Origin of the sequence: Sphingomonas sp. 3P27F8 (genome assembly GCF_005502745.1) — a bacterium.
In the GTDB taxonomy this organism is placed as follows: domain Bacteria; phylum Pseudomonadota; class Alphaproteobacteria; order Sphingomonadales; family Sphingomonadaceae; genus Sphingomonas.
The window spans coordinates 75,085-95,301 of sequence record NZ_SCNL01000013.1 but is presented as its reverse complement, the minus strand read 5'-3'; the positions used below and the strand labels follow the sequence as shown (position 1 = coordinate 95,301).

Genomic DNA, 20,217 nt, shown 5'->3' with positions numbered 1-20,217 from the left:
TTACTCGCATCCCCGCGCTCTTGCGTTATAGCGAATGAAAATACGTCCGAAAGGTGTCGAATAGCCGTGTTCAAGGGTCTGAAGCCGATCGTCTACAACGGCCGCGAGGTGTGGCCGCTCGTCGAGGGCGGAAAAGGCGTTGCGGCAACCAATCACGCTTCGGCCGGCGCGTGGGCGGCGGCCGGCGGCATCGGCACCGTCTCGGCCGTCAACGCCGACAGCTATGATCCTGAGGGAAAGATCATTCCGCAGGTCTACAAGGCGCTCACCCGGCGCGAGCGGCACGAGGAACTGATCGCTTATGCCGTGGAAGGCGCCGTGCAGCAGGTGCGCCGCGCGTTCGAGATCGCCGGCGGCAAGGGCGCGATCAACATCAACGTATTATGGGAAATGGGCGGCGCGCAACGCGTGCTGACCGGTGTGCTCGAACGGACGCGCGGCATGGTGGCGGGCGTCACCTGCGGCGCGGGCATGCCGTACAAGCTGAGTGAGATCGCGGCGTCGTACGATGTGAATTATCTGCCGATCGTCTCCTCCGCGCGTGCCTTTCGCGCATTGTGGAAGCGCGCCTATTCAAAGGTCGCGCATCTCCTGGGTGCGGTGGTGTACGAGGATCCGTGGCTCGCCGGCGGGCACAACGGTCTGTCGAACGCCGAAGATCCGCTGAAGCCGGAAGATCCCTATCCCCGTGTGAAGGCGCTGCGCGAAACGATGCGCGAGGGCGGCATCCCGGATTCGACGCCGATCGTGATGGCCGGCGGCGTCTGGTATCTGCGCGACTGGAGTGACTGGATCGACAATCCCGAGCTAGGCCAGATCGCCTTTCAATATGGCACGCGCCCGCTGTTGACCAAGGAAAGCCCGATCCCGGAAGGCTGGAAGGAACGGCTGATGACGATCGAGGAGGGCGATGTCCTCCTGCATCGCTTTTCCCCGACCGGCTTCTATTCGTCCGCCGTGCGCAATCCGTTCCTGCGCCACCTCGAGGCGCGCTCCGACCGGCAGATCGCCTTTTCCACGCAGGAAGCCGGGGATCACGTCTTCCAGCTCGACGTTGGCGTGAAGGGCAGGAATTTCTGGGTGACGCGCAACGATCTGCTGCGCGCACGCGAATGGTTCGGCGCTGGCTTCACCGACGCGCTGAAGACGCCGGACAATACGCTCGTCTTCGTGACGCCGGGCGAGAAAACCGAGATCCGCAAGGATCAGGCCGATTGTATGGGCTGCCTCAGCCAGTGCCTGTTCTCGAGCTGGGCCGATACAGACACCAATTCCACCGGGCGCCTGGCCGATCCGCGCAGTTTCTGCATCCAGAAGACGTTGCAGGAGATCGCGCACGGCGGCGATACCGAGCAGAATCTGATGTTCGCCGGCCACGCCGCGTTCAATTTCAGGCGTGACCCGTTCTATTCGAACGGTTTCGTGCCGACGGTGAAGCAACTCGTCGATCGCATCCTGACGGGGGATTGAGTTTCTCACATGCGGCGGAGCTGCAGGATCTGCGGCCACGCCGAGGGAGATTGTTCCGCAACGTAACAGCGCGGACATGCTGGTGCAGCAATCGGCAACTATGCACCGAGGGGTCATCGAAAGGAAATTCGAGATGAGCCCGCACCTGAGCCCGGATCGCACCTATCACAGCCGCCGCGCCTATCAGGAGGCGGTTCACGCCATTCGCACGCCAAGCGCCGACGCCTCGGCCAGCCATGACGAGCTCTGCCGGCTGCATTGCCGTCGCTTCGTCGCCGCGATGAATGGCGAGAACCGGGCGGCGGCGGCTTAGGCCCAGCCCTCCAGCACCTGATCGGGCGGGCGGTGACCATCCGCCCACATGCGTATATTCGCGATTACCTTCTCACCGGTCGCCGCGCGCCCCTCATAGGTGGCCGAACCCATGTGCGGGGTCATCACGACATTGGACAGGGCGAGCAGGCGCGGATCGATCTCCGGCTCGTGTCGCCACACGTCCAGCCCGGCGCCGGCAAGCAGGCCCTGTTCCAGCGCCGCGACCATCGCATCCTCATCCACCACGCCGCCGCGACTGGTATTGATGAGATAGACGTGCGGCTGCATCAGCGCGATGCGGCGTGCGTCGAGCAGATCGCGGCTGTCGTCGTTGAGCGGCGTGTGGATCGTCAGAACATCGATCGCGCCGAGCATCTCATCGAGATTGGGGTGCCATTGCGCGCCGAATTCGGCCTCCACCACCTTCGGCAAGCGGTGACGGTTATGATAGTGGATCGAGAGGCCGAAGGCGCGGGCGCGCCGCGCCACCGCCTGGCCGATCCGCCCCATGCCGACGATGCCCAGCGCCTTGCCGCCGATGCGGTGGCCGAGCATTCCGCCGGGGCTCCAGCCCGTCCACTGGCCGGATCGCACCAGCTTCTCGCCTTCCGCCAGCCGGCGGGGCACCGAGAGAATCAGTGCCAGCGTCATGTCGGCGGTGTCCTCGGTCAGCACGCCGGGAGTGTTGGTGACGATGATGCCGCGCGCGCGCGCTGCCTTCAGATCGATATGGTTCACGCCCGCGCCGAAATTCGCGATCAGCTTGAGCCGCTCACCCGCGCCCGCGATCAGATCGGCATCGATCGTGTCGGTCATCGTCGGCACCAGCACGTCGCAGTCGGCCATTGCTGTGGCCAGTTGCGCGCGGGTCATCGCGCGATCGCTGCGATTGTTGGCGGTGTCGAACAGCGCCTCCAGCCGATCCATTACCGCGTCCGGCAGCTCGCGGGTAACGATCACCTTCGGATTGGCGCAGCGACGCGTTTCGACCATGAAAGGGGCTTGGCGAACGGCTTGGCTGTCGTCAACGGGATTGATCGATCGAGCGAAGCGTGAAAGGTCGGATCGCTTCGGCAAAAGGGGAATGAGATGCGGGCGCCGATGGTGTTCTTGGCCATGATGATGGCGGGTGTGCTGATCGCGGGCGAGGCGATCGCGGCCGATCCGCCGAAGAAGGGGCCGTATTTCGCGTCGCTCGCGCCGTCACGTGCGCGGATGCGGAGCGGGCCGGGGCGCACCTATCCCGCCACATGGCTCTATGTGCGCGCGGATCTGCCGGTGCGGGTCGTGGATAGCTTCCAGGACTGGCGCAAGGTGGAGGATCCGGCGGGCGTGCAGGGCTGGATGCAGGGCAAGATGGTCAGCCAGCGTCGAACTGCGCTGGTGCAAGGCGAGGTCGCCGATCTGCGCGAGAAGCCGGCGGCTGGCGCAAAGGTGGTGTGGCGGGCCGAGCCGGGCGTCGTGGGGCGCATCAGCCAGTGCGGCGGCGGCTGGTGTCGCTTCGACGTGACCGGACGCGCGGGCTTCGTCGAGACCGGGCATCTGTGGGGGGTATCGCCCGAGGAGACGTTGCCGTGACCTTCGCGCTCGACGGCTTCGATCTCGATGCGTTCGTCCGCGCGACACTGGCGGAGGATCTGGGCCACGACGGCGATGTCACCTCCGATGCGGTGATCCCGGCCGAGGCGCGTTTTCGCGCGGTGATGGCCACGCGCGATGCGATCACCGTCGCCGGGCTGGAAATCGCCGCGGCCTTCTTCCGCACGCTCGATCCGGGGGTCACGATCGAGTTGCTGGTGGCCGATGGCACGAAGGTGGCGCGCGGCACGCCGCTGATGCGGCTGGCGGGCGCCGCCCGCGCGATGCTCACGGCGGAGCGCTCGGCGCTCAACACCGCGCAGCATCTTTCGGGAATAGCGACGCTGACGCGCGCCTATGTCGACCGCATTGCCGGCACCGGCGCGACCCTGCTAGACACGCGCAAGACGATCCCGGGCCTAAGGCGGCTGGAAAAATATGCGACGCGCATGGGCGGCGCGAAGAACCACCGCATGGGCCTGTGGGATGCGGCGATGATCAAGGATAATCACGTCGCGGTGGCTGGCGGCGTGGCCGAAGCGGTGGCGCGCGCCAGGGCGGCGGCGATCGCGGAGATCATCGTGGAGGTCGATCGGATCGATCAGATCGAGCCGGCCCTCGCGGCTGGTGCCACCTATCTGTTGCTGGATAATATGGCACCGCCGATGCTGCGCGGCGCGGTGACGCTCATCGGCGGCCGCGTGCCGGTGGAAGCGTCAGGCGGCGTCACGCTGGAGACGATCCGCGCGATCGCGGAAACCGGCGTCACCTATGTCAGTGTCGGGCGGATCACCCAATCGGCCCCGGCGGCGGACATCGGGCTGGATTTCGCACTGGCGTGAATGGCTTGCGCGGGGGATTGCCGCCGCTAACCTCCGCCGCGAAAAAGGGGAACAATCATGCGCCGTCCACCATCGATCCTCCGGTACGAGCAATTGTATCTTGCCTCTTTCGTGCTCGGCCTGGCCGCCTCCGCGGTCAACTGGAAGGGCAGGACGGCGCAACTTTCGGCAAGCCCGGCGCTGGCGAACCTGCAATGGCTGGCGCCGGCATCACTCGCGGTGGGCATCGTGATCTCGCTGACCCTGTGGTATTTCACCGCACGCAGCCCCAGCCTCGCCGCGAAGTGGGTGGTCGTGGTGTTCGCGGCGCTTTCGGTGCTGGGCATCGCCGGCAATGTTTTCACGCTGTTGAAGGGGGGGCCACTGTTCGCGGTGCTCCTCGGTATTGTCGTATCCGCGCTTTACATCGCGGCGGCGGCGCTGCTGTTCAGGCCGGACGCCAGATTATGGTTCGGCGAAACGATCAACGGAAATGATGCGGCATGATTCGTAACCACGCGTTGCTGGCTGTTGCAGCCGCTGTCGCGCTTCCGGGCGCCGCCGCGGCGCAGGCCTATCGTTGCGCGGTGCCGGGCGACATCACCGCCCCGCACCCCGACCTGCCCAACGAGCGCGAGCCGCAGCGCCTGTTACCGACGGGCGGCTACACCCTCTCGATAAGCTGGTCCCCGCAATATTGTCGCACGCGGGTGCACGATCCCAAGGCGCGGATGCAGTGCGGGGCGAACCGCTTCGGCTTCGTACTGCACGGCTTGTGGCCCGACGGCGAGGGCAAGGAATGGCCGCAATATTGTGCCGCCACCGATATCCTGCCGCGCGCGGTGATCACGGCGAACCTGTGCGCAACACCGTCCGCACAATTGCTCCAGCACGAATGGGCGAAACACGGCACGTGCATGCCGGGCGAAACCCCGGCGAGCTATTTCCGGCGCTCGACCGGCATGTATGACCGGCTGCGATATCCGGACATGAACGCGCTGTCGCGGCGCCCGCTTACCGCAGGGCAGTTCGCCGCCGCCTTCGCGCGCGTCAATCCGGGGATGCGCGCGGAAATGATGCGCGTCACCGCGAACCGCGAGGGCTGGCTCGACGAAATCTGGCTGTGCGTCGACAAAAAGTTCGCCTTCGCGACGTGCCCCGCGCATCAGGGCGGCCTCTCGCCCGAAGCACGGCTGCGGATCTGGCGCGGACCACGCTGAGGCTGCTTCCGGCTCCTGCCGCGTTGGCGGGAACCGGAAGGCCGATCAGATGCCGATCCGAAGAGTCGCGCGGATATCCCGCCCCGCAAGCGGCGCAAAATCCTTCAGCACGCTGGCCGCGCGGCGCGCATCCACATCGAAGATATTGTTAGCCGCGATCGTTATGCTGGTCTTGCCGTTACCCGGGAACGGCTTGAACGAGAAAGAGGCGTTGACCATCGTGTAGGGCGCGGTGGTCGTTTCGAAATCGGCGACGCGATTCTGGCGGAACACATGCTCGAGCTCGACTCGCGCGCTGGTGCGGTCGCCCTGCGCTTCCAGCCCGCCGAGCACACGCAACGGTGGGATGCGCGGCACATGGCTGACGTCCACCACCGTCGCGCGGACATAATCGCCGAGGATATCCGCGTTGATCGTATGGCCGCCAATCGTCACTAGTCGCTTCGACGCGTCGATCTCGAACCCGTAATACCGGGCCTTCGCCTGGCTATATTGGAAGCAAGGAAAATCGACGCCGCGACCGGATGGTGCGGCCGCGGCTTCACATACCGCCTGCGCCGTCTGGTTCTCGTAGATGTAATCGTCGAACCAGTTGTAATACGCCGATGCATCCAGGCTGAATCCGTCGCCATGGGCGTGGAAGGTCGCCTCGAGTCCCCACGACTTTTCTGTCCTGAAGTTCGGATTGCCGAGCTCATATGCCTGCGTGCCGGCGTGGCCGCCGTTGGCGAAAAGCTCTTCGGCCGATGGCGCGCGCTCGGTGCGCGAGGCGTTCAGGCCGATGCGCATGCCGGTTGCGATCGCATAGGATGCGCCAAGCGAGCCCGAGAACGTATCGAAGCTGCGCCCGCCGCGAAAGAAGCGGGCGTCGTCCAGCGGGGTTTGTGCAGCAAGGTTCGTATGTTCGTAGCGCAGGCCGCCCTCCGCCTTGAACGCGCCATCCTCATATTGCTGGAGCGTGAAGAGGCCGGTCTGCTCGGTATTGTTGCGCGGCAGGAAGGCTTCGTCGCCAACGACGTTGAACTGCCGGCTGAAATATTGCGCGCCGCTCGCCCCGCTCCAGCCGCCGCGATCGGCCTGGAGGAACTCGACGCGGCCTTCGAGTCCCTTATTGTAGAATGCGGTGCCGACCGCGCCATCCTCTTGCAGCTCGAAATGCCGGTAGCTCGCGTAGGCGACGCGCGCGCGGATGCGATCGAGGAAGCCGCCGCCGGTCTTGATCTCGCCGCGCAGGTCGAACCGGTTCTGGACGACCGAGAGGCGCGGCGCCTCCTGCTCCTGACCGGGCTGGGTGGCATAGCGGACCGGCACGCCATACAGACTGTCATAATGGCTGTATGATACGCCCAGCGAGCCGCGATCGGTGATAAGCGCGGCGCCCAGACCGGCCGTCCAGGTTTCCGCAGCCGTATTCGGCAAGCGCCCCTTGAAACGCGCGGACGCGGCGAAATCGACCGGGTCTTCCGGCGCTGCCTGAGCGGCGGCCAGCGCCGCCGCGCGCGCGGTTGGCGACAGGACATAGCCCCCGACGCGCAGGTCGTCGGCCTTCAGATACGAGCCGTCGGCATGAATCACCAGGTTGTTCGTCACCGCCACATCGCCGGCCGCGCCAGCCGAACGCTCGCTCGCCGCGCTGCCATAGCCGCCGATCGCATTGAGGCGGTAACCGTTCTCCGGCACCGCGCGCGGGATACGAGAATCGATCACGTTGACGACGCCGCCGACCGCCGACGATCCATAGAGCAGTGCAGCAGGCCCGCGCAGCACCTCGACCCGGTCGGCCAGCAGCGGATCGATCACCACAGCATGATCGACAGAGGTGTTCGATACGTCGACCGAGCCGATCCCGTCGGTCAGCACGCGGATGCGATCGCCCTGAAAGCCTCGCAGGATCGGGCGCGAGGCGCTGGGGCCGAATGACGTTGCCGACACGCCCGGCAGCCGCGCCAGCGTTTCCCCGATCGTCTGGCGCAGTTCGCGGGCGAGATGGTCGCCCGACAGGACGGAAGTGCCTTGCAGAACATCCATTTCGCTGCGCGCGACCGGCGCAGAAACGATCACGTCATGCGCGGTGACGTCTTGCGCAGGTGCGGATGTGCTGTCGGCGAGGGCTGGGCTGGCGGCAAGCGCAGCGATGACACCGGCCAAAGAGCCGAGGGCGACGTTGTTTGTTCGTATCATGAGGCGGAGCTATACGGAATGTTACATCATATCAATTTCGATTTATCGTCTCACGCGTTCGGTTCGTCCCGGCCGGCAGCGTCAGGGATCGCGCTCGACGGATTCCAGGATTCGCGCGCCGGCCATGAACACGGCGACCGGCGAGGCTGCGAACAGCAGCCAGCCACCATAGCCCGGAAACTGATGCACGTAATGAAACCCTCGCTCTATCGCGCCCGCGCCAAGCGCGTAAATCACGAGAAAGGCGTCGAACTTCGTCTTGATGACGAACAGGCGAGCGATACGCGACCACATGCGCGTACAACACGCAAAGATCGGGCCAGTCGCAGATTTCCGGGCTTCGTGGGTGGCCGCTTATGGTTGACTGTCAATTAATCCGACGAGATCGAGCGCCTCCAGCAGCGCGCGGCGGGCGCCCTCGATCCGGCGGATCAGCGCGGGATCGCCGATCGCTTCAACGGCAATCGCCTCGGGCCAATGCGCCTCGATGACGCCCGCGAGCTGATCGAGTTTTGCGCTATCGACCATGAAGCGGGGATCGACAGTCGCGGGATCGGCGACGACGCGCAGCCGCAGGCAGGCAGGGCCGCCGCCGTTGGCCATCGATTCGCGCACGTCGACCACCTGCGCCGCACGAATCGGCCCGTTGCCCGCGATATGCTCAGACAACCATCGCCACACGCGCGCGTTTTCCCGCGTCTCGCCAGGGACGATCAGCGTTTGTTGCCCTGATGCCGGAGAAGCCAGCTGGGCGTTGAACAGATAGGATTGGATCGCATCCGCAAGGCTGACGCGATCGGCCGGCACCTCGACGATCTCCACCTCGGGCATCAGCGCGCGAAGTCGTTCGTAAAAGCCATCCTTGTCCGCAAACGCCTCCTCATGCGCGAACAGGGTACGCTCATTGGCGACTGCCACCACGTCATTATGAAACGCGCCGGCGGCGATCGCGGCGGGGGATTGTTCGACGAAGATCGTGCGGGCCGGGTCGAGACCATGCGCCCGCGCGATCGCCTCGCTCGCTTCGCGATGCTGACGCGCCGGGAAGCGGCCGCCCGCTTCGCCATAGACGAATATCTCGATGCCGGGCGCGCCATGGCTGGCGCACAAGCGCATGTGGTTCGCCGCGCCCTCGTCGCCGAAAGGCGCGGGCACCGGGCCGTGCACCGCGAAGGCTGGGTTCGCGAAGGCGATGCGCAGCTGCGCCAGCGTCGCAGGCCATTCATGGCTGCGATGCGGCATGGTCATCAGATTCGCGACGGTGAGGTGGCAGCGCCCATCCCGCGTATCGGCCGAGGGAGAAACGGTGGCGGCATTGGCCGCCCACATCGCCGAGGCGGACAGCGCGCGCGCCTGCAAATGCGGTGCGGCGTCGGCGTAATTGGTGGCCAGCGCCGCCAGCCAGCGATGATCCGGGCGCGGATGCGGAAGCAGGATGCCCTGCGCCAGCCCCAGCGCAAGATTGGCGCGCATCTTGGCGATACCCTGCAACGCCGCCGCGCGCGGGTGGGCGACATTGCCGGCGTTGCGCGTCGCGGCGAGATTGCCGGGGCTGAGTCCGGCATAATTGTGGCTCGGTCCGACTATGCCGTCGAAGTTTATCTCCCGCATCACGCCCGCGCCATATAGGTGACGATGCTGTCTTCCTGCGCGTGGATCGCGTTCGCGCTCTCGCTGCTTATAACGACGGTGTCACTCACCTCGCGCACCTCGCCGAGCGTGCAGCGGAAGTTCGCCAGCTTGCCATGCGCGATCAGCGCCTGCGTTCCGCCCTCGCGGTCTATCGCCACGACCGGTGCATCGCGCGCGTCGCGGATCGAGCGCACATTATCCGTGCGCGCTGTCATCGTCGGGCCACCATCGAAGATGTCGACATAGCTTTCGAACGCGAAGCCTTCGTTCTCCAGCATGCGCATCGCCGCGCGGCCGGACGGATGCGGCAGGCCGATCGCGGCGCGCGCGCTTTCCGATAGCATCGCGGTGTAGATCGGGTGCTTGGGCATCAGATCGGCGATGAACTGATGGCCGTGGATCGCATTGTAGTGATCCGCATCCTGGAAGTTCATGCCGAAGAAGCGCCCGGCCAGCCCATCCCAGAACGGCGATCCGCCCGCCTCATCGATGATCCCGCGCAATTCCGCCAGGATACGATCGGCGAACCGCTGGCGGTGCATCCTGATGAACAGATAGCGGCTGCGGGCGAGCAGCATCCCCAGGCCGCCCGCGCGTTCGCCGGGGTGGAGGAACAGCCCGCCGACCTCGCTCGATCCTTCGAGATCGGTGGTGAGCGACAGCATCTCCGCACGGAAGGTGCGCCCCAGCTTCTCGCTGTTCTGCGTCATGGTGCTAAGACGGTAGCTGTAGAAGGGGTGTCGTTGGCCGACGTGGGTGAAAAGCTGGCAGGTGCCGCGCACCTCGCCGGTTTCCACGTTTTCCAGGATCAGCACGAACAGTTCGTCGCCATTCGCGTCGCTCGTCTGGGAGAATGCGGCGTGGCTGCGGTCAAGCTTCGCCTTGAGTGCAGGGCGATCGGGCGGCAAATTGGTGAAGCCGCCGCCGGTGAGCTTGGCCATCTCATAGAGATGCGCGAGATCCTCGTCGCGCGCGGCGCGGACGACGAAGCTCACAGCCGTCCCCCCGCGATGCGCAGCATGGTGATGGCGGAGAGCGCCGCGCGCTCGGCCAGACTGTCCACGATCAGAAATTCCTCCCCCGAATGGATCGCGCCCCCGCGTACCCCCATCGTATCGACGACCGGCACGCCACAGGCAGCGATATTGTTGCCGTCGCATACCCCGCCCGTCGCGCGCCAGCCGATGTTCAGCCCGAGATCGGCGCCGGCGTCGCGCACCAGATCGAAAAGCCGCGCGGCGCCAGCGTCGATCGGCTTGGGTGGCCGGTTGAACCCGCCGTGCACCTCGATATGCACGTCGCGCGCGGCGGCCACTTCTGCCACGGTTACCTCGATGTGAGCGCCGACGCGGACAATTTCGGCGAGGTCGCCAGGGCGGAAGTTGACCCGCAGCACGGCGAGATCGGGCACGACATTGTTCGGGCCGCCGCCATCGATCCGCGCGGGGTTCACCGCGAGGCGGGGGGATCGCGCGGCGGCGAGGCGCAGCGCGATATCCGCTGCCGCGACAATCGCATTGCGCCCGTCATCGGGATTGCGCCCGGCATGGGCGGCGCGCCCGCGCACGACGATCGAGAAATTGCCCGTGCCGCCGCGCGCGCCCGCGAGCGTGCCGTCGGGCAGCGCGGGTTCATAGGTGAGGGCGGCTTCTTTGCCCTGCGCCAGTTCGGCGATCAGCGCCGCCGAAGAAAAGGAGCCGGTTTCCTCATCGGAATTGATGAGCACGTCATAGCCGATCGGGCTCCCGGCCGCTTCGATGCCCTCGAGGGCGGCGAGCATCACCGCGAGGCCACCCTTCATATCGGCCACCCCCGGACCGTTGATCGTGCCATCCGCGCGATCGATGAGCGCCTGAAACGGGTGGTCGGCTGGATAGACGGTGTCCATATGGCCCGTGAGCAGCAGCCGGATCGGCGCATCGGGGCGTACCGCCAGATGCAGATGACGGCCATGCTCGATCGGCTCTACGATGCCCGCCGGGGTAATGCGCTCGGCGGCGGCGGGATCGATCAGCCGCACCTCACCGGGAAGCGCGGAGAAGGCATCCGCCAGCATATCCGCGACGGTCGCCAGCCCGCCGAGATTGCCGGTGCCGCTGTTCACCGCCGACCATTGCCGCACCCGCGCCAGCATCGGCGAAGCGGTGGCCCGCTCGATCGCTATCCTCTCGTCAACCGACAATTGCTTCATCCGCGAGTGTTAGCGCGGTCAGAACGTATAGACCAGTGAGGCCCTGCTCGTCGTATCGGTGGTGCGTCGCCCGGCGGGCGGCATGCTTTCATATTGCACGACATAGGAAAGCTGCGCCGAGAGCGGCCCGAGCAGCCGCGCGGCGACGGCAGTGGTGCCGCTGACGGTGGAATTATATTGCTGAAGGTAGGCGGACGCGACCTGCGTGAGCTTCAGCCCCGGCGCGAACTTCCAGCGGAAATCCATGCTGCCACGCGCGGCGAGGCTGCTCTGCGCGGTCTGATCAGTGAACGCGGTGTAGCGATAGGCAGGCCCCAGCTCCAGATCGAGCTTCACCGCCGGCGTCTGGATCGCGCTGTAGCCGGCGCCGACCGACGAGGAATAACGCTGCGTATAACCCAGGAAGCGATCCGCCTCGAACTGAGCCGCGCCATAGATGTAGCGGCGCGAATCGATCTTGTAGTTCGGCTCGTAGCTCGCGAGATAATGCTCGCGCGTCGTGATCCCCAGGCTGCGCTGGTAATCCGCCTGCAGACGCACCTTGTTGCGCCACTGGATGCCCTCGCGCGTCAGATCGAGCACGCCGGTCGCGCCGACTGTCTCGCTGTTGCCGGTGGTGAGATAGCCGCCAAGCTCTGCCCGACCGCGCCACAGATCGAACAGGCCGGCTTCGCGCACGCGCGTGTCGTGCGCCCGTGCGCGCTCGTCACGCCACGCCGCTGCTACCTTCGCGACCGCATCGCCGCTCGCCGGATCGGCGGTGCGGGCATATTTGACGATCGTCGCGACTTCAGCGTCGTTGCCGGCGGCGATCGCGGCATCCAGCATCGCGCGGATCGGCGCGGGTATCACGACTTCCCCCTCCGCCTGTGGATTATCGTCCGCGGGGGGATGATCGACACCGGCGATCGCGGTGTTGGCCAGCAGCAGCGGGAAAGTGAGAAGAAGCGCGCGCATCCCGCGGACTCTAAACCTGTTTGCGGCGATTTTGCAGCCTCGCCACGGCCCGCCGTCGACGCAGCGGTGCTCAGCCGAGATGATCGGAGAAAGCGGCGAGCACCTCTTCGTAGAGTTTGCGTTTGAACGGCACGATGATGTCGGGGAGTTCGGAGGGCGCCGCCCAGCGCCATGCGCGGAATTCGGGATGGGCGGTCCCGATGTCGATAAGGTCGTCGCTGCCGGTGAAGCGGAACAGGAACCAGCGCTGCCGCTGGCCACGATAGCGCCCCTTCCATACCTTGCCGATCAGCTCGGCTGGCAGATCATAGGTAAGCTCTTCAGGCGCTTCCGCGACGAATTCGAGATGCCCGGGCGCGACGCCGGTTTCTTCGCCCAGTTCGCGGATCGCGGCGGTGCGCGCATCCTCGCCGGGATCGATACCCCCCTGCGGCATCTGCCATGCCTCGAGCGTGGTATCGATCCGCTGGCCGACGAACACCAGCCCGTCGCGGTTCATCATCATCGCGCCCGCGCACGGGCGATAGGGAAGCGTGGCGGGGTCGGTCATGAGCGGCATCCATGCTGGAGATCGCAGCGCCCTGCACCTTCCCCGTCGGTGCTGACAAGCCCGAAGCGGCGAACGCCGTCAGCCGCCCGCCGCCTGCCTCATCACCCTGGCGCCTTCCGCCTCGACGATCGCCTCCTTCACCGCCGAGAGATAACCGGCGACATCGCCCTGGCTGGACGGGATCGCCTGACGCAGCGTGATAAAGCCGTGGATATTGCCTTTCGCCTCTCGGAACGTGACCGGCACGCCCACCTGGATCAGCGCGGCGGCATAGGCGCGCCCCTGATCGCGGATCGGATCGAGGCTGGCGGTGACGATCACCGCAGGCGGCAGCCCGGCGAGATCGCCCGCCAGCGGCGAGCCCTTCACATGCAGCGGATCGGCGGCGTAATGTTCGCCGAACCAGATCATCCCGTCGCGCGTCAGCAGGAAGCCTTCGGCATATTCGTTGAACGAGGGATATTCCCGGGTCATGTCCGCGGCGGGATACATCGGTGCCTGCACGATCACGGGAACGGCGGCCGGATCGTCGCGCAGTGTCATCGCCACGACGATCGTCAGGTTGCCACCCGCGCTGTCGCCGGACAGGACAAGCCCGGTCGCCGTCCGGCCCAGTTCGGCCGGATTGCTCGCCACCCAGCGCGCCGCCGCCTCGCAATCGTCTGGTGCCGCTGGCCATTTCGCCTCGGGCGCAAGGCGATAATCGACCGAGACGACCGGCAGATCAAGCTGGCGCGCCATCTCCGCGGTGAAGCTGGCATGCGTCTCGATATCGCCGATCACGAAGCCGCCGCCGTGATAGAACAGAACGACCGGACCGCGCGCGCGCGTGGCGCGTGGGTCGAACAGCCGCGCCCTGATCGTGCCGGCCGGGCCGGGAATCTCGAGATCCTTGATGACGGCAAGCTCGCCGACGGGCGGATCGGCGATGTCCTTCATGGCGTGATAGACGGCGCGCGCCTCCGCCGGCTGCTGCTCCTGCATCTTGGGGCCGGGCACGTTGTTGAGGTAATCGAGGAAGGCGCGCACGTCGGGGCGCACATAGGGGCCGGCATCGGTACCGGCGGCAGGGCGATCGATCAGCGTGTCGGTCATCGCGTCAACTCTCCTCTTCGGTTCGCTTTTGCAACCAGGTTTGCCGTATCGCGGCCGCCGCGTCCACCTTTCGCGCCACCTTTCGTGATAGTGCGGCTTGTCACGCCTCCATATCATTCTAGGTTGGATCATGGAGAGATGAGGGCGTAAGGCCCCCGCACGATAACCGAGTGCCACAGGAAACTGCCGCATGGCGACCGCCGCCCACGAAGTGACCCCGCAGGAAGCATCCGCAAATCCACCCGCCGAATCCATCGTCGTCCGTTTCGCGGGCGATTCGGGCGATGGCATGCAGCTCACCGGGGGGCAGTTCACCCTGTCCACCGCGCTCGCGGGCAACGATCTGGCCACCTTCCCCGATTTCCCGGCGGAGATCCGCGCGCCGCTCGGCACGCTGTTCGGCGTATCCGCCTTCCAGATCAACTTCGGCTCGACCGAGGTGGAGACGGCGGGCGACGAACTGGACGTGCTGGTCGCGATGAACCCGGCGGCGCTGAAAACCAATGTCGAGGCGCTGAAGCGCGGCGGGCTCATCATCGCCGACGAGGGCGAGTTCAACGATCGCAACCTCGCCAAGGCGAAATACGACGCGAACCCGCTGGAAGACGAGAGCCTTGCGCGATGGCAGCTGATGAAGCTCAACATCTCGCAGTTGACGCTCGACGCGGTGAAGCCGTTCGGCCTTGGCAACAAGGAGGCGCTGCGCTGCAAGAACATGTGGACGCTCGGGCTGGCGCTGTGGATGTTCGATCGTGATCGCGCGCCGCTGATCGACTGGCTGAAGGCGAAGTTTGCCAAGGCGCCGACGCTGGCCGAAGCGAACATCGCCGCCCTCAATGCCGGCCACGCTTATGGCGAGACGGCGGAAATTGCGGGCCCGATGAGGCAGCATCACGTGCCGGCCGCGCCTGCCGAACCGGGGCTGTATCGCACGATCACTGGGGCCGAATCGATCAGCCTGGGGCTCGTCGCCGGATCACAGCTTGCCGACGTGCCGATGTTCTTCGGCGGCTATCCGATCACGCCCGCGTCGGCGATCCTGCACCACCTGTCGCGCCTCAAGGAGTTCGGCGTCACCACCTTCCAGGCGGAGGACGAGATCGCCGCGATCGCCAGTGCGATCGGCGCGTCCTATGCGGGGCAGCTCGGCGTTACCTCGTCGTCCGGCCCGGGCATCGCGTTGAAGACCGAGGCGATCGGGCTTGCGATCATGACCGAGCTTCCGCTCGTCATCGTCAATTCGCAGCGCGGCGGCCCCTCGACCGGCCTGCCGACCAAGACCGAGCAATCGGATCTGTACCAGGCGGTCTATGGCCGCAACGGCGATGCGCCGATGCCGGTGATCTCCGCGCGGTCCGCCGCCGATTGCTTCGAGGTCGCGATCGAGGCGGTGCGGATCGCGACGCAATACATGACGCCGGTGATGCTGCTGACCGACGGCTATATCGCCAACGCCGCCGAGCCATGGAAGGTGCCGGACACCAGCGCGCTGGCGCCATTCCCGGTATCGTTCCTGCGCGAAGCGCCCGACGGCGGCTTCCTGCCCTATGCGCGGGACGGCAACGGCGCGCGTCCGTGGGTGAAGCCGGGCACGCCGGGCCTGCTGCACCGGATCGGCGGGATCGAGAAGGCGGCCGGAACCGGCAACATCGATTACTCGCCCGCCAATCATCAGCTCATGACCGACGCGCGCCGTAATAAGGTGGCGTCGATCAAGGTGCCCGACCAGACGGTCGAGGCCGGCGAAACGAGCGGCAGGCTCGCGGTGGTCGGCTGGGGCAGCACCTTCGGCCCGATCCACCAGGCGGTGCGCCGCGCGCGTCGCCGGGCGCTGGACGTGAGCCACATTCACCTGCGCCACATCTGGCCGATGCCCGCGAACCTGGGGTCGCTGCTCAGGAGCTATGAGCGGATCCTGGTGCCGGAGATGAACACCGGGCAACTCAAGACGGTGCTGCGCGATCAGTTCCTGGTCGATGCGAAGCCGCTCAACAAGGTATCCGGCCAACCCTTCCGCATCGCCGAGATCGAGGCGGCGATCGAGCAGGCGCTGGCGTGAGCGCGGACGGTATCCAGGGATTCAAGCAATGAACGAGATGACCACCATCGCCAAATCGTCGCCCAAGGATTGGGAGACGGATCAGGAAGTTCGCTGGTGCCCGGGCTGCGGCGATTACGCGATCCTCAAGGCGGTGCAGCGCACCATGCCGGAGATCGGCGCGCGGCCGGAGAATACCGTGTTCGTCAGCGGCATCGGCTGCTCCTCGCGCTTTCCCTATTACATGGAAACATACGGCTTCCACACGATCCACGGCCGCGCGCCGGCGGTGGCGACCGGGGTGAAGCTCGCCAATCCCGAACTCGACGTGTGGATCATCACCGGCGACGGCGATGCGCTGTCGATCGGCGGCAACCACACGATGCACCTGATCCGCCGCAACCTCGATTGCCAGGTGCTGCTGTTCAACAATGAGATCTACGGGCTGACCAAGGGGCAATATTCGCCCACCAGCCGCGTCGGCACGCAATCGCCCTCCACGCCGTTCGGTTCGGTCGATCGTCCCGCCAACCCGTGCGCCTTCGCGCTCGGCGCTGGCGCGCGCTTCGTCGGGCGCGGAATAGACGTGCACAAGAGCCTGCCGACGGTGCTGAAGGCCGCCTATGCCCACAAAGGCACCGGCTTCGTGGAGATATTCCAGAACTGCATCGTTTATAACGACGATGTATTCGCGCCGTTCACCGCCAAGCCCAATGCCGCGCCAAACCAGCTCTGGGTCGAGCATGGCAAGCCGCTGTTGTACGACAACGGCACCAAGGGACTGGTGATGGACACCGATCGGCTCGTGCTCAAGGTGGTGGAAGTGACCGACGGCGACTGGCAGGGCGCCGGGGTCATCGTCCACGATCAGACCAATCGCGGGCTGGCGCACATGCTGGTGGAAATGCCGGCGGGGGCTTTCCCGGTCGCGCTCGGCGTCATCTTTGACGATCCCGCGCCGACCTTCGAGAGCGCGGTCGTCGAGCAGAATCGCAAGGCGAGCGAAGGCAAGAAACCCGATCTCCAGAAATTGCTGTCCAAGGGTCAGACCTGGATGGTCGACAAACAGCCGAGGGCCGAATGATGCTGACGTTTATCCTAGCCGCCACACTGCAGGCGGCGGCGCCGGCCGCAGCTCCTCAGGCGACGCCGGAGCAGCGCACGCGTCTGGCGCTCGCATCGCGCGGCATGTCTCAGGCCGGCATCAACACGATGATCGATACCGAGAAGAAACATGGAGCCGCGCTGCGTTCGATCGCGGAGCGCGGGCAGGCGGCGCAGAACAACATCCGCGCCGCGCTGGACAAGCGCCCGGTGGATGCCGAGGGTTTCATCGCAGCAAACAGCGTGCGGGCGGAAGCGGCGTCGGCGCTCCAGCGCGAGGCGGCGGAGGTGGCCAACGAACAGATGCGGGCGCTGTCTCCGGCCGATCGCGCGGTGCTGGCGCAGCTTGCCGTATCCGCCCCGCAGCAGCAGCGTACGCCGGCCACCAAGCCGAAGCGCTGATCCCGATCGCGCCCCGACCAGGCAATGGCCGAGCCCTCGATCCTGTGGTTCCGTCAGGATCTGCGCCTGTCGGATCACCCGGCGCTGGTTGCGGCCACGCACGATGGCGCGGTCGTCCCGGTCTATATCCTCGATGACGAGGGGCCGGGGCGCTGGCGGATCGGCGCGGCGCAGCGCTGGTGGCTACACCACAGCCTTGCGGCGCTCGACGCTGCGCTGCGAGAGCGCGGCAGTCGGCTGGTCCTCCGGCGCGGGCCGGTGGCCGAGGTGCTGGCCAGCTTGCGAGAGGAAACCGGCGCGGATCATATTCACGCGATCCGGCATCAGGAGCCGTGGTGGCGGCGCGCCGAAGAAAAGCTGGGCGATGTCCTGTCGCTTTACGACGGCAATCATCTCGCGCCGATAGAAGACGTCACGACCGGATCGGGCGGCCAGTTTCGCGTGTTCGGCGCATTCTACAAGGCGCTGGGGCGCTTCCTGCCGCCGCCCGAACCGCTGCCGCCGCCGGCGACGATAGCGGCGCCTGCGCGGTGGCCCGCAAGCGACACGCTTGCTTCATGGAAACTGTTGCCGACCAAGCCGGACTGGGCCGGAGGGTTTACCGTATGGACCCCGGGCGAGGCCGGGGCTGCGGCGGCGCTGGATGATTTCGCCGATCGGGTCGCAACCTATCATCCCGCCCGCGACATGCCATCGATCGAGGGCACGTCGCGCCTGTCCGCCCATCTGCATTTCGGGGAGATATCGCCACGGCAGGTGTGGCACGCGTTGCCGGGCCGCGGCGAGGGCCTCGCGGCGTTTCGCCGTGAACTGGCATGGCGCGATTTCGCCGCCGGAGTGGTCCGCGCGCTGCCCTATTATGCGCTGCGCAACGGGCGCGAGGTGTTCGACAAATTCCCGTGGCGACAGTCGCGCGCGGATCTCGCCGCCTGGCAGCGGGGCCGAACCGGATATCCGATCGTCGATGCCGGAATGCGCGAATTGTGGGCGACCGGCTGGATGCATAATCGCGTGCGGATGATCGCCGCCTCGTTCCTCATCAAGCATCTGCTGATTGATTGGCGCGCGGGCGAGCGCTGGTTCTGGGATTGCCTGGTCGATGCCGATTACGGAAGCAATGCGGTAAACTGGCAATGGATCGCCGGGACGGGGGTGGATTCCAACATGTTCGTGCGGATCATGGCGCCGCTGGTGCAATCGGAGAAATTCGATGCGGCGGCCTATATCCGCCGCTGGGTGCCGGAACTGGCGGACCTGCCCGACGCGGCGATCCACGATCCCGATTCGGCCGGTTGCCGGCCGGACGATTATCCCGCCAAGATCATCGAGCATCGCGCGGCGCGCGAGCGCGCACTCGCGGCCTATTCCATGCTCCGCTGACCCCACTTTTACGCTATCGCCCGCGCCGCCCGATATGCCAAAGGCGCGCGCGTGAATCGAGGGGCAGACAGCGAAGCGCGGCGCGAGGGGGGCCGCATGGCGCGCCTTGCCGCGCCGCTCTTCCACATCGTTCTGGACCGGATCGATGCCGGGCTTGCGGTAGGCGCGATCGAGGCGGTGTTGCCGGATGGCACGCGACGACTGCTCGGCGGGCGGGCGGACGGGCCGCTGGCGATCGTTACGGTCCATCGCTGGCATGCGCTGGGGCGGCTGATCCTCGGCGGATCGATCGGCTGGTATGAAGGTTGGGCGGCGGGCGACTGGTCCAGCCCCGACCCGGTGCCGCTGTTCGATCTGTTCATGCGCAACCGGGTTACGCTGGGGAATGTCGCGCGCGCCAAGAACGGCGCACGGATCGCCCGCCGTGTGATCCACGCGCTTCGTCGCAACGATCGCGCCGGCGCGCGGCGCAACATCGCGGCGCATTACGATCTGGGGAATGATTTCTACAGCGAATGGCTCGATCCGACGCTCACCTATTCCAGCGCGATCTTCACTCCCGGCGACACGCTGGAACAGGCGCAGCACCGCAAGCTCGCCGCGATCCTTGCGCGTACGGCCGCCAGGGCGGGAGATACGATACTGGAGATCGGCTGCGGCTGGGGATCGTTCGCGCTCGCGGCCGCGGAGCGTGGCGTGCACGTCCATGCGATCACCCTGTCGGCGGAGCAGAAGGCGGTGGTCGAGCGCCGCGCGGCGGGGCTTCCCGTCTCCGTCTCGCTCACTGATTATCGCGACGTCGCCGGCAGCTATGACGCGGTCGCGAGCATCGAGATGGTCGAGGCGGTGGGGGAGCGATACTGGCCGGACTACCTCGCCACGATCGCGCGTGTGCTGAAGCCGGGCGGGCGCGCCGCGATCCAGCTTATCTCGATCGCGGACGATATCTGGGAAGGATATGCCCGCAACGTTGACTTCATCCAGCGGCATATCTTCCCCGGCGGGATGCTGATTTCGGAGAGCCGTTTTGGCGCGCTGGCCGAGGCGCGAGGGCTGGCATGGCATGATCGCACAGGCTTTGGGCTCGATTATGCAGAAACCCTGCGGCTGTGGCGCCTGCGTTTCGATGCCGCGGTGGCGGACGGGCGGCTGCCGCGGCGCTTCGACGAGAAATTCATCGACCTCTGGCGCTATTATCTGATGTACTGCGAAGGCGGCTTTCGCGGTGGTGGAATCGACGTCGCGCAGGTTACGCTTATCAAAAGATAATCGAGGAGCAGGGA

Annotated in this window: 20 protein-coding genes; 11 read left to right on the top strand and 9 right to left on the bottom strand. The window is 66.2% G+C overall.

Annotated features, from left to right (window positions below; all coding sequences use genetic code 11):
* Positions 1 to 66: 66 nt before the first annotated feature.
* Together FFS35_RS15130 and FFS35_RS15125 are read left to right on the top strand one after the other, a co-directional pair.
* Entirely contained in the window at positions 67 to 1,470 is a 1,404-nt protein-coding gene (locus tag FFS35_RS15130; protein ID WP_137787926.1) for a nitronate monooxygenase, read from the top strand.
* Positions 1,471 to 1,603: 133 nt separating this feature from the next.
* Complete coding sequence (locus FFS35_RS15125; protein ID WP_137787925.1) at positions 1,604 to 1,783, top strand: hypothetical protein; 180 nt, start codon at positions 1,604 to 1,606, stop codon at positions 1,781 to 1,783.
* Here the strand turns inward: FFS35_RS15125 and FFS35_RS15120 are convergent.
* Positions 1,780 to 2,778, bottom strand: a complete 999-nt coding sequence (locus FFS35_RS15120; RefSeq protein WP_137787924.1) for a D-glycerate dehydrogenase — start codon at positions 2,776 to 2,778, stop codon at positions 1,780 to 1,782. The two genes, FFS35_RS15125 and FFS35_RS15120, sit on opposite strands and share 4 nt — an antisense overlap.
* A 96-nt stretch (positions 2,779 to 2,874) precedes the next feature.
* Between FFS35_RS15120 and FFS35_RS15115 the strand changes: the two genes are divergently transcribed.
* Genes FFS35_RS15115 through FFS35_RS15100 form a run of 4 tightly spaced genes read left to right on the top strand, consistent with a single transcriptional unit; the run spans position 2,875 to position 5,404 of the window.
* Positions 2,875 to 3,363 carry an SH3 domain-containing protein gene (locus FFS35_RS15115; protein WP_137787923.1) on the top strand — a complete coding sequence of 163 codons (489 nt, stop codon included), beginning with the start codon at positions 2,875 to 2,877 and terminating at the stop codon, positions 3,361 to 3,363.
* On the top strand, positions 3,360 to 4,205 hold the full coding sequence (nadC, locus tag FFS35_RS15110) for a carboxylating nicotinate-nucleotide diphosphorylase (RefSeq protein ID WP_137787922.1): 846 nt from the start codon (positions 3,360 to 3,362) through the stop codon (positions 4,203 to 4,205). The genes FFS35_RS15115 and nadC overlap by 4 nt, the downstream gene beginning before the upstream one ends.
* 57 nt (positions 4,206 to 4,262) lie before the next feature.
* Positions 4,263 to 4,691: a hypothetical protein gene (locus FFS35_RS15105; protein WP_137787921.1), complete on the top strand. Its 429-nt coding sequence runs from the start codon at positions 4,263 to 4,265 to the stop codon at positions 4,689 to 4,691.
* Positions 4,688 to 5,404 (top strand): ribonuclease T, encoded by a 717-nt coding sequence (locus tag FFS35_RS15100; protein WP_137787920.1) that lies wholly within the window; start codon positions 4,688 to 4,690, stop codon positions 5,402 to 5,404. Before FFS35_RS15105 ends, FFS35_RS15100 begins: the two co-directional genes overlap by 4 nt.
* Positions 5,405 to 5,449: 45 nt before the next feature.
* Here the strand turns inward: FFS35_RS15100 and FFS35_RS15095 are convergent, their stop codons facing one another.
* The 8 genes from FFS35_RS15095 to FFS35_RS15060 all read right to left on the bottom strand — a co-directional run bounded on the left by FFS35_RS15095 (position 5,450) and on the right by FFS35_RS15060 (position 14,010).
* Entirely contained in the window at positions 5,450 to 7,585 is a 2,136-nt protein-coding gene (locus FFS35_RS15095; protein WP_137787919.1) for a TonB-dependent receptor, read from the bottom strand.
* Positions 7,586 to 7,666: 81 nt separating this feature from the next.
* On the bottom strand, positions 7,667 to 7,879 hold the full coding sequence (locus FFS35_RS15090; protein WP_137787918.1) for a hypothetical protein: 213 nt from the start codon (positions 7,877 to 7,879) through the stop codon (positions 7,667 to 7,669).
* Between the two features lie 60 nt (positions 7,880 to 7,939).
* On the bottom strand, positions 7,940 to 9,196 hold the full coding sequence (locus tag FFS35_RS15085; protein ID WP_137787917.1) for an N-succinylarginine dihydrolase: 1,257 nt from the start codon (positions 9,194 to 9,196) through the stop codon (positions 7,940 to 7,942).
* Positions 9,196 to 10,212: an arginine N-succinyltransferase gene (locus FFS35_RS15080; protein ID WP_137787916.1), complete on the bottom strand. Its 1,017-nt coding sequence runs from the start codon at positions 10,210 to 10,212 to the stop codon at positions 9,196 to 9,198. Before FFS35_RS15080 ends, FFS35_RS15085 begins: the two co-directional genes overlap by 1 nt.
* Positions 10,209 to 11,408 carry a hydrolase gene (locus tag FFS35_RS15075; RefSeq protein ID WP_171007649.1) on the bottom strand — a complete coding sequence of 400 codons (1,200 nt, stop codon included), beginning with the start codon at positions 11,406 to 11,408 and terminating at the stop codon, positions 10,209 to 10,211. The genes FFS35_RS15080 and FFS35_RS15075 overlap by 4 nt, the downstream gene beginning before the upstream one ends.
* Before the next feature lie 18 nt (positions 11,409 to 11,426).
* Positions 11,427 to 12,365: a DUF481 domain-containing protein gene (locus FFS35_RS15070; RefSeq protein WP_137787915.1), complete on the bottom strand. Its 939-nt coding sequence runs from the start codon at positions 12,363 to 12,365 to the stop codon at positions 11,427 to 11,429.
* Positions 12,366 to 12,435: 70 nt separating this feature from the next.
* The gene (locus tag FFS35_RS15065) at positions 12,436 to 12,915 is read right to left on the bottom strand and encodes an RNA pyrophosphohydrolase (RefSeq protein ID WP_137787914.1); all 480 of its coding nucleotides are present in this window, start codon (positions 12,913 to 12,915) and stop codon (positions 12,436 to 12,438) included.
* A 78-nt stretch (positions 12,916 to 12,993) separates the two neighbouring features.
* Positions 12,994 to 14,010, bottom strand: a complete 1,017-nt coding sequence (locus tag FFS35_RS15060) for an alpha/beta hydrolase (protein WP_137787913.1) — start codon at positions 14,008 to 14,010, stop codon at positions 12,994 to 12,996.
* Positions 14,011 to 14,200: 190 nt separating this feature from the next.
* On the opposite strand from FFS35_RS15060, the gene FFS35_RS15055 reads away from it, so the two are divergent.
* The 5 genes from FFS35_RS15055 (at position 14,201) to FFS35_RS15035 (ending at position 20,203) form a co-directional block, all read left to right on the top strand.
* Positions 14,201 to 16,069 carry a 2-oxoacid:acceptor oxidoreductase subunit alpha gene (locus FFS35_RS15055; RefSeq protein WP_137787912.1) on the top strand — a complete coding sequence of 623 codons (1,869 nt, stop codon included), beginning with the start codon at positions 14,201 to 14,203 and terminating at the stop codon, positions 16,067 to 16,069.
* A gap of 28 nt (positions 16,070 to 16,097) precedes the next feature.
* Entirely contained in the window at positions 16,098 to 17,132 is a 1,035-nt protein-coding gene (locus FFS35_RS15050) for a 2-oxoacid:ferredoxin oxidoreductase subunit beta (RefSeq protein ID WP_137787911.1), read from the top strand.
* On the top strand, positions 17,132 to 17,554 hold the full coding sequence (locus FFS35_RS15045) for a hypothetical protein (RefSeq protein ID WP_137787910.1): 423 nt from the start codon (positions 17,132 to 17,134) through the stop codon (positions 17,552 to 17,554). Before FFS35_RS15050 ends, FFS35_RS15045 begins: the two co-directional genes overlap by 1 nt.
* Positions 17,555 to 17,578: 24 nt before the next feature.
* Positions 17,579 to 18,934, top strand: a complete 1,356-nt coding sequence (locus FFS35_RS15040; protein ID WP_137787909.1) for a deoxyribodipyrimidine photo-lyase — start codon at positions 17,579 to 17,581, stop codon at positions 18,932 to 18,934.
* 96 nt (positions 18,935 to 19,030) lie between these two features.
* Positions 19,031 to 20,203 carry a cyclopropane-fatty-acyl-phospholipid synthase family protein gene (locus tag FFS35_RS15035; protein ID WP_137787962.1) on the top strand — a complete coding sequence of 391 codons (1,173 nt, stop codon included), beginning with the start codon at positions 19,031 to 19,033 and terminating at the stop codon, positions 20,201 to 20,203.
* Positions 20,204 to 20,217: the final 14 nt, after the last annotated feature.

What these genes read in the sequence shown, in the direction of transcription:
- FFS35_RS15115 (WP_137787923.1), top strand. Translation starts at nt 2,875, where the DNA reads ATGCGGGCGCCGATGGTGTTCTTGGCCATGATGATGGCGGGTGTGCTG.
- FFS35_RS15060 (WP_137787913.1), bottom strand. Translation starts at nt 14,010, where the DNA reads ATGACCGACACGCTGATCGATCGCCCTGCCGCCGGTACCGATGCCGGC.
- FFS35_RS15065 (WP_137787914.1), bottom strand. Translation starts at nt 12,915, where the DNA reads ATGACCGACCCCGCCACGCTTCCCTATCGCCCGTGCGCGGGCGCGATG.
- FFS35_RS15045 (WP_137787910.1), top strand. Translation starts at nt 17,132, where the DNA reads ATGCTGACGTTTATCCTAGCCGCCACACTGCAGGCGGCGGCGCCGGCC.
- FFS35_RS15055 (WP_137787912.1), top strand. Translation starts at nt 14,201, where the DNA reads ATGGCGACCGCCGCCCACGAAGTGACCCCGCAGGAAGCATCCGCAAAT.
- FFS35_RS15100 (WP_137787920.1), top strand. Translation starts at nt 4,688, where the DNA reads ATGATTCGTAACCACGCGTTGCTGGCTGTTGCAGCCGCTGTCGCGCTT.
- FFS35_RS15095 (WP_137787919.1), bottom strand. Translation starts at nt 7,585, where the DNA reads ATGATACGAACAAACAACGTCGCCCTCGGCTCTTTGGCCGGTGTCATC.
- FFS35_RS15040 (WP_137787909.1), top strand. Translation starts at nt 17,579, where the DNA reads ATGGCCGAGCCCTCGATCCTGTGGTTCCGTCAGGATCTGCGCCTGTCG.
- FFS35_RS15085 (WP_137787917.1), bottom strand. Translation starts at nt 9,196, where the DNA reads ATGCGGGAGATAAACTTCGACGGCATAGTCGGACCGAGCCACAATTAT.
- FFS35_RS15050 (WP_137787911.1), top strand. Translation starts at nt 16,098, where the DNA reads ATGAACGAGATGACCACCATCGCCAAATCGTCGCCCAAGGATTGGGAG.
- FFS35_RS15105 (WP_137787921.1), top strand. Translation starts at nt 4,263, where the DNA reads ATGCGCCGTCCACCATCGATCCTCCGGTACGAGCAATTGTATCTTGCC.
- FFS35_RS15035 (WP_137787962.1), top strand. Translation starts at nt 19,031, where the DNA reads ATGGCGCGCCTTGCCGCGCCGCTCTTCCACATCGTTCTGGACCGGATC.
- FFS35_RS15090 (WP_137787918.1), bottom strand. Translation starts at nt 7,879, where the DNA reads ATGTGGTCGCGTATCGCTCGCCTGTTCGTCATCAAGACGAAGTTCGAC.
- FFS35_RS15120 (WP_137787924.1), bottom strand. Translation starts at nt 2,778, where the DNA reads ATGGTCGAAACGCGTCGCTGCGCCAATCCGAAGGTGATCGTTACCCGC.
- FFS35_RS15125 (WP_137787925.1), top strand. Translation starts at nt 1,604, where the DNA reads ATGAGCCCGCACCTGAGCCCGGATCGCACCTATCACAGCCGCCGCGCC.
- FFS35_RS15070 (WP_137787915.1), bottom strand. Translation starts at nt 12,365, where the DNA reads ATGCGCGCGCTTCTTCTCACTTTCCCGCTGCTGCTGGCCAACACCGCG.
- FFS35_RS15075 (WP_171007649.1), bottom strand. Translation starts at nt 11,408, where the DNA reads ATGAAGCAATTGTCGGTTGACGAGAGGATAGCGATCGAGCGGGCCACC.